8 protein-coding genes are annotated in these 8166 nt (G+C 30.6%); 6 read left to right on the top strand and 2 right to left on the bottom strand.

The genetic code is table 11. From position 1 onward, the window contains the following. Positions 1-88 precede the first annotated feature (88 nt). Positions 89-484 (bottom strand): pirin family protein, encoded by a 396-nt coding sequence (locus tag J2Z35_RS06790; protein ID WP_245330794.1) that lies wholly within the window; start codon positions 482-484, stop codon positions 89-91. Positions 485-754: 270 nt separating this feature from the next. On the opposite strand from J2Z35_RS06790, the gene J2Z35_RS06785 reads away from it, so the two are divergent. The 3 genes from J2Z35_RS06785 (at position 755) to J2Z35_RS06775 (ending at position 4044) form a co-directional block, all read left to right on the top strand. Further along, positions 755-1765 (top strand): macro domain-containing protein, encoded by a 1011-nt coding sequence (locus J2Z35_RS06785; RefSeq protein WP_209660626.1) that lies wholly within the window; start codon positions 755-757, stop codon positions 1763-1765. A gap of 103 nt (positions 1766-1868) precedes the next feature. Next, complete coding sequence (locus J2Z35_RS06780; protein ID WP_209660625.1) at positions 1869-2516, top strand: vWA domain-containing protein; 648 nt, start codon at positions 1869-1871, stop codon at positions 2514-2516. 163 nt (positions 2517-2679) lie between these two features. Next, positions 2680-4044: an MATE family efflux transporter gene (locus tag J2Z35_RS06775; RefSeq protein WP_209660624.1), complete on the top strand. Its 1365-nt coding sequence runs from the start codon at positions 2680-2682 to the stop codon at positions 4042-4044. 130 nt (positions 4045-4174) lie between these two features. Here J2Z35_RS06775 and J2Z35_RS06770 read toward each other — a convergent pair whose 3' ends face one another. Beyond that, positions 4175-4810: a CBS domain-containing protein gene (locus tag J2Z35_RS06770; protein WP_209660623.1), complete on the bottom strand. Its 636-nt coding sequence runs from the start codon at positions 4808-4810 to the stop codon at positions 4175-4177. Positions 4811-5042: 232 nt separating this feature from the next. On the opposite strand from J2Z35_RS06770, the gene J2Z35_RS06765 reads away from it, so the two are divergent. The 3 genes from J2Z35_RS06765 to J2Z35_RS06755 all read left to right on the top strand — a co-directional run bounded on the left by J2Z35_RS06765 (position 5043) and on the right by J2Z35_RS06755 (position 8158). Next, a complete protein-coding gene (locus J2Z35_RS06765; protein ID WP_209660622.1) occupies positions 5043-5240 on the top strand; it encodes a YjfB family protein in 198 nt (65 codons plus the stop codon). Positions 5241-5427: 187 nt separating this feature from the next. After that, positions 5428-6129 carry a response regulator transcription factor gene (locus J2Z35_RS06760; protein WP_209660621.1) on the top strand — a complete coding sequence of 234 codons (702 nt, stop codon included), beginning with the start codon at positions 5428-5430 and terminating at the stop codon, positions 6127-6129. Then, the gene (locus J2Z35_RS06755) at positions 6104-8158 is read left to right on the top strand and encodes a sensor histidine kinase (protein ID WP_209660620.1); all 2055 of its coding nucleotides are present in this window, start codon (positions 6104-6106) and stop codon (positions 8156-8158) included. The genes J2Z35_RS06760 and J2Z35_RS06755 overlap by 26 nt, the downstream gene beginning before the upstream one ends. The last annotated feature ends 8 nt before the right edge of the window (positions 8159-8166 follow it).

Below are 8166 nucleotides of genomic sequence, written 5' to 3'. Positions count from 1 at the left end.
CTTTTATTTGTATTAGACATGATAAACCTCCAAATTAATTTAATTTATTTTATCATGTCCGAGTATTTTCTGTCTAAATTAGTTTAACCTATCCAAAAAGCTCTAATGTATTTGGTTTGTCATCGTGAACAAGGGGAAACATCTCGCAGTGCTGAAGTCCACTTCCTGCTGTCATCCACTGTACATCTCCATTACCGTATCTTCCTCTAGAACCCATACCATCTGTATGATCCACAACACCTTCCATTACAACAGTGACTGTTTCAAAACCTCTGTGAGGATGTGCAGGAAAGCCTGGAACGTTTTTTCCATAATACATTCTCCAATCTCCATCTTGGTTGAAGCCTTGGTTTTCTTTTTTTATTTCCTTTGGATTTGAATTTTCATCACCTTCAGGGAAATAGTCTAGATGATGCATACATATTACAAATGGGTTTTGGGTAGGCATTTGATGTTCGAACTTTCCTTTTTTTATTATAGCCATTTATTTTCCTCCTATGTAGTAAATATATATTTAAAATTACATTCCTTTTGTGATATCTACCCTTAGAGATATAAGAATATCATAAAGACTATAAAATAATTTCCCTTATATATTTAATAGTCTTGATACTTGTTTTAGTGAGGATGAAAAAATATATTGTCTAAGAACTCAAAAAAATTAGCTTTGTAGAGGAAGATAAAGGATATAAATCATTTATAGATAGATTAAGATAAAAGTGGATGTTTATAAAGATTAGGAGATGAATGATTAATGCCACTTGATATAATAAGGGATGATTTAACTAAAATTAAAATTGATGCAATTGTAAATTCTGCAAACTCTTCTTTACTTGGAGGAGGAGGTCTTGATGGTGCTATTCATAAAGCGGCTGGGGATGAACTGTTTAAAGAATGTATAAAGCTAAATGGATGTGAAATAGGTGAGGCTAAATTAACTAAGGGGTATAACCTTCCAGCTAAATATGTAATTCATACCGTAGGTCCTATATGGCAGGGCGGAGAAAATGATGAGGAAAAGCTTTTATCAAATTGTTATTCAAACTCTCTAAAATTAGCCAAAGAATATGGTTTAAAGAGTATTGCATTTCCTTTGCTATCTTCAGGGGCGTTTGGCTATCCAAAGGATAGGGCTTTAAAAATTGCTATTTCTACAATAGGAGATTTTTTGCTAGAAAATGACATGGATGTATTTTTGGTTGTATTTGACAGTGAAGCATTTAGAATATCGGAAAAGCTTTTTTCATCTATAAAGCAGTACATTGATAATAAATATGTAGAGCTGAGACATTCGAGCAGAAGAGATATATATGAAGAGATGAATGAATCTAGACAAATTTATTCTCAAGAATCATATGATTATTCCATTCAAAAAACTGAAACTAAAAAGAAAAAGAGGAAGCTTGATGATGCTCTTAGTCAAATGGAGGAAACTTTTTCTCAAAGTCTTCTTAGACTGATAGATGGGAAGGAAATGACAGATCCTGAAACATATAAAAAAGCCAATATAGATAGAAAACTATTTTCAAAAATTCGAAATGATATGAATTATAAACCTAAAAAGACTACAGTTATTGCATTTGCTATAGCCCTTGAGCTTAATTTAGATGAAACAAAAGATTTGCTTCTTAGAGCGGGATATGGACTTTCCCATAGCAGTAAGTTTGATATCATAGTAGAATATTTTATTGAGGAAGGAAACTATAATATTTTTGAAATAAATGAAGCTTTATTTGCATTTGATCAAAGTATTTTAAGAGGTTGATACAAAATCAAAGTATAAATAGAAATTTGTCGCTTCTAGTGCGACCTTTTCAAACTATTAAAATGTTATCCTTAAATCAAATAAATGATTGGAGGGTAATATAATGAAAAAAAATCTAACTGAACTTGTATTTATCCTTGATAGAAGTGGATCGATGAGCGGACTTGAAAGTGACACTATTGGTGGATATAACTCTATGCTGAGTAAACAAAAGAAGGAAGAGGGAGAAGCTATAATCACTACTGTACTATTTGATGATGAGTATGAACTTCTTCATGACCGCATAAGTATTAAAGGGGTAGATTCCATAACGGATAAGGAATACTTCGTAAGAGGAACTACAGCTCTTCTTGATGCAATAGGAAAAACTTTAAACAAGATAATAAACGTTCAGAGGAATACTGCAGAGAATGAAAAAGCGGAAAATATTATGTTTGTAATAATAACTGATGGCATGGAAAATTCCAGTTATGAATATAATTATGACAAAATAAAGAATATGATTGAACATCAAAAAAACAAATATGGATGGGAATTTATATTTCTTGGAGCAAATATAGACAGTGTTGCTACAGCAGAACATTTTGGGATAGACAAAGATAGAGCGGCTGATTACAAAGCAGATAGCAAAGGAACACTTTTGAATTATGAAGTTATAAGTGACACTGTAAGCTCACTTCGTAAAAATAAAAAAGTATCTTCAAGTTGGAAAGACCGTATTGAAAGGGATTATGAAAGTCGAGGAAAATAAAAAACTCTTACTTTATCCCAAATTTTTCTTGACATTTTACAGTCTCATAATATAATAACTTCTAGACATATAAAATTTTATATCTAAAACTTATATAATAGGTGAAGAAGCAACCACTTTGAAAAAACTTCAAATGGGTTGCTTTTTTTTGTGGAGGGAAACAATGTTAGAAAAACTACAGATTAATAGTGAACAGAAAGTATTTTATAGAAGAGTGATGATGCTAACTATACCTATAGTAGTACAAAACCTTATAGCATCACTACTCAATCTTATGGATACAGTAATGATAGGTAGATTAGGGGAGCTATATCTAGCTTCAGTTGGAATTGCAAATCAATATTTTTTCTTTTTTACATTAATGTTATTTGGAGTAAATGCAGGATGCTCCATTTTCATATCTCAGTTTTGGGGCAAACAGGATGAACTGAGTATCAAAAAAACCACTTCACTTGCACTTAGTTTTAGTTTTGTAGTAGGAACTTTGTTTATGATTGTTGGGATTTATTTTTCAGATGGAATAATATCTATATTCAACTCGGACAAAGCAGTTTTAGCAACTGGAGGGGATTATTTAAAGATAGTTGCCTTTAGTTATATATTTACAGCAATAACAATAGCTTTTGCATTTTCATTAAGAAGTACAGAAAATACTTTTATACCTATGGTAGGAAGTATAGCCGCATTAATTGTAAATGTATTACTTAATTATATTTTGATATTTGGAAAGCTAGGGTTCCCTGCTTTGGGAGTTAAAGGAGCAGCCATAGCAACTGTTATTGCAAGAATAATAGAAACTATGATAATCCTAATATATGTATATAAAAAAAGTAATTTACTGAATATTAATTTCTCGCATATTAAAATGCTAGATTTTAAATTTATAAAAATAGTTTATGCTGGTATGCTTCCGGTACTTATAAATGAGTTTGTTTGGGGCGTTGGGAATCTTACTTATAATGTAATATATGCCAGAATGGGAATAGGAACGGCAGCTGCAATACAGGTTACGAGTACTGTTATGAATCTTCTTATGATAGTTATAATTGGACTTGGAAATTCGGCAATGATTATTGTGGGTAAAGAAATAGGTGCAAAAAGAGAAGATTTAGGTGAGCTATATGCAAAGAGGCTTTATAAGTGTGCACTACTTATAGCTATAGTTATAGCAGCAGTTATTTTCTTGACGGCAAAGGATTTTGTATATTTTTTCAAAATGTCAGAAATAGTTCTTAATGATACTAAGAGAATTTTGTATGTAAATGCTATACTTCTTCTTATAAAAAGCTACACTTTTATAATGGTAGTTGGAGTTTTAAGAGGAGCAGGAGATTCAAAGTATGCAGTTAAAATACAAGGTATCACACTTTGGACTATAGGTATTCCTATGGCGTTTATAGGAGCGTTTATTTTGAATTTAGAGGTATATTATGTAGTAGCATTAACTGGTATGGAGGAAATAGTAAAATATATATTTATTAGAAGACGTTTTAAATCAGGGAAATGGATTCACAATATGACGAACTAATTTTGATAGAGATGAGCCACTCTTTAATAGTAAGGAACTTTTTATATGAGAATAGACTGGAAAGTATTATTATATAGTTTTGTATAAAAGAGCTTGGATATTCTCCAAACTCTTTTATACAAAAAATCCTCTATTTTTTTGCTGGAATATATTCCTTAACCTTGATTCCTTTATCTTGTAGCTTTGTTACAAGCTTATCAAGATTGTTCCCATCAAGTCTTATGGATATTTCCTGAATTCCCATTACTTTTGTATCCATTTGGGCTATATTAGTGATATTGGCTCCGTGTTTATAGATTATATCTGCTATTTTGGACAATGTCCCAGCAAAATCATCAGAATGAATTACGATTTTGGCATCTTTGAGTCCATATACCTTGGTGATTATTTCAAAAAGGGATTTTTGAGTTAGAATTCCTAAAAAATAACCATAGCTATCAACTACAGGAAGGAATCTAACCTGATTATTAGCAAACATATCAGCAGCTTCCTCAATAAAAATATTATCTTTAACAGGTTCTATCTTCATATATACAAAATCTCTAACTGGCTTCTCGGAAAAAGCTTCAAAATCTTTTTCTTCTGACTCTAGGAACTTTTCATAAACATATTGTTTTGAGAGAAAACCTATGAATTTCTTGTCATCAACTACAGGCAAGGACAAAAAGCCATTATCACTTATACTACCTATAGCTTCTTTGATTGTATCGTCTAATTTTAAGGTTATAAGTTTTTCTTTTGGGGTCAATATAGAGCGGATTAGCATCTTTGCTTCCTCCTTTTATTTTATGTTATTTTTCATAATACTTATTCCCTAAAAAAATAAATAAAAACAAAAGAGTCTATTTATATAAAAAAATTATAATATAAAGTTTTACTTACTTTGGATTTGACTGCTATTAGAAGATAATATATACTTAAATTACAATGAAGATAAATTTTATTTACATTTAAAATTTTTAAATATGTAGTTTTGATAGTTGAGAGGAGATTTAAATATGGATATAGCAGCGTTATCTATGGGACTGAGCCAAATGAAAGTATCTCAACAGGCAAGTGTGTCTGTAATGAAGATGGCTATGGATACAGCAAAAGGACAGATGGCAGATCTAACTCAAATGATGGACACAAATACAAGGGTGATGGAGCAATCAGTAAATCCTCATCTTGGAAATACTATAGATATCAAACTTTAAAAGGCCTTTAGGTCTTTTTTTTTGCACTTTATTAAAAATCTTGAGCTTATTAGACCATTATTTTGGTATTTAGGGAAAATTTATGATGAATTTTACTTTTCTTAAGAAATTTGTAAGAATTATAGTAAAAGAATCTTAAAGACTCTATGATATTATTAATTTAAGATATCTTATTTGGAGGAAATGTATGCGTACATATAATATTTTAGTAGTAGAGGACGATAAGGAAATTGCAGATGCCATAGAAATATATATGAAAAATCAAAATTACGGTGTTTTTAAAGCTCATAATGGTTTTGATGCTTTAGAAATTTTCAATAAAGAAGAAATTCATCTTATAATCATGGATATGATGATGCCAAAGATGGATGGTAGTGAAGCTATAATGAAAATAAGAAACAAGAGTACAGTGCCAATAATAATACTTTCTGCAAAATCGGAAGATATGGACAAAATATCTGGTCTTAATATTGGGGCAGATGACTATGTAACTAAGCCTTTTAACCCTCTTGAGCTTATTGCACGTGTCAATTCTAATTTAAGAAGATATGTGAACTATACTAAAAGCAAGGAAAGTAACTCATCAAGCGGCATTATTGTGATTAAGGATATAGTTCTTGATGATAAACGAAAGGAAATAACAGTTATGGGAAGTCCAGTAAAAATAACTCCCATTGAGTATAAAATAATACATCTATTAATGTCCAATGCTGGAAGGGTGTTTTCCATAGAAGAGATATATGAAAAGGTATGGAATGAACCTGCGTATAATCCCGATACAGTAGCTGTTCATATTAGAAGGATAAGGGAAAAACTAGAGATAAATCCTAAAGAACCAAAATATTTGAAGGTGGTGTGGGGAATTGGATACAAATTTGAATCAGAATGATGAAATCGAAGAAATAGATATATCTAAAAAGTTTAAGTTTTCCAAATCAGGCTCAGTGCTTGTAATCATATTATTTTTACTAGCATCAATTTCGGTAGGTCTTTTTGTACCTCTTAGAAGTGTAGTTTTTCAAGGGGAATCAAAGATGAATAGGTATTTGGAAAGCTCGGATTTTATAAATACACTTGAAAGTATCACATGGAATCTGCTAGATGAAAGTAGAAATGAAGATAGGGAAAACCAGAGATTTTGGTTTGACGATATGGCTTATTATTTTGCATATGGAGATGATATAGTAACAAATTGGTCTACAAAAGAAGATATTATAGATAATGCTCAAAGAGCTGACAGCTTCTATCTAAATCTTGAATATGATGAAAATAAAGATCTTGCAAATATAGAATCCTCTATGGACATATCATGGGAGAATAATGCCACAAATAGACTTGAATATATAATAAAAAATCAGGATGAAGAAATTGAAAATATACCTATTACAATGATATATGTAATTAATGATGAAACGCTGAGATTAGGAGGCTCTATCTCAGATAGAATCAGAGATTTTTATTTGGAAAGATATCTTATGCTAATAGTAGGGATAGGTGCAGTATTCATGCTTGGAATACTTCTATGGTCAGGATTTACAGATTCTTCCAAGCAACAGAGCAATAATTTAATAAAAGGAACAAATAAAATCCCTATAGAAATTAAATCCTTAATGATTTTTGCCTTTGTTTCATTATTTTATTTTAGTATAGCAGTTACAGCGAATGGGAGTCTTGATTACTATACAACTGATTTAATTTTTGAAAATATAATTGTAGATGCGAATATGTTCTTTTATATAATAGGAATTCCCCTTACATTTTTGCTATATACGTTTATATATATTTTTATTGCAGATACTAAAAATATATACAGACAAGGAATATACAAGACTTGTATGGAAAATAGTATAGTTGGGAGAATATTTATAGGTTGCGGCGGATATATGAAAAACACTTTGAATAGTATTTTTTCTTTTGATATAAAAAACACAGAGAATAGGAAGATGATTATGGCTCTTGGAATCAATCTCATTGTACTCTTTTTCATAGCATATGCAGGTGCACTTGGAATGATACTAGCAGTAGTCTATACAGTATTCTTGTTTAAATATTTGAAAAACAAGTTAAGAGATATAAACAAGCTTTATTTAGTGACAGAAGAGCTTTCTTATGGAGAGTTTGACCAAGAACTTGATTATGATTTAGGAATGTTTACTCCAATAGTAGAAAATTTAGGAAAGATTAGAAGTGGATTCAAATTAGCAGTAGATAGAGAAATAAAGGGGCAGAATTTAAAAACTGAGCTTATTTCCAATGTGTCTCACGACCTCAAAACTCCACTAACTTCTATAATTTCATATGTGGATTTGCTAAAAAAAGAACCAAAATCCTCAGATATCCAAGAAGAATATATTGATATTCTTGATAAAAAATCACAAAGATTATCTTTGCTTATAGAGGATTTGTTTGAAGCCAGTAAAGCAGCAAGCGGAAACATAAGCCTTAATCTTGAGCCTATAGATATTGTTTCTCTTTTAAGGCAAACTATAGGAGAAAGAGAAGGGGATATAAATGCAAGCGGGCTTATATTTAGAATGGATATTAAAGAAGAAAAAATAATATGTAATCTGGATGGAAAAAGAACTTTTAGAATATTTGATAATCTAATTAGTAACATCTTAAAATATTCTCTTTCAAATTCAAGAGTATATATAGAAACAGATGTATATGATGATAGGGTGGATTTGATTTTTAAAAATATTTCAGCCTATGAAATGAACTTTAATCCTGAAGATATGCTTGAGAGATTTACAAGAGGAGATAAGTCTCGAAATACAGATGGTTCAGGACTTGGGCTTTCTATAGCAAGAAGCTTTTCTGAGCTTCAAGGAGGAAGCCTTAGTATATCTGTAGACGGAGATCTTTTTAAGGTAGTTGTAAGTTTTCAGACCCTAAGTAAAGAATCTGAGATCAATTAAAAAGAAAA

The organism is Acetoanaerobium pronyense (assembly GCF_017874355.1).
Lineage (GTDB): Bacteria > Bacillota > Clostridia > Peptostreptococcales > Filifactoraceae > Acetoanaerobium > Acetoanaerobium pronyense.
The sequence above is the reverse complement of the archived record's forward strand: the minus strand, read 5'-3'. Positions and strand labels throughout refer to the sequence as shown.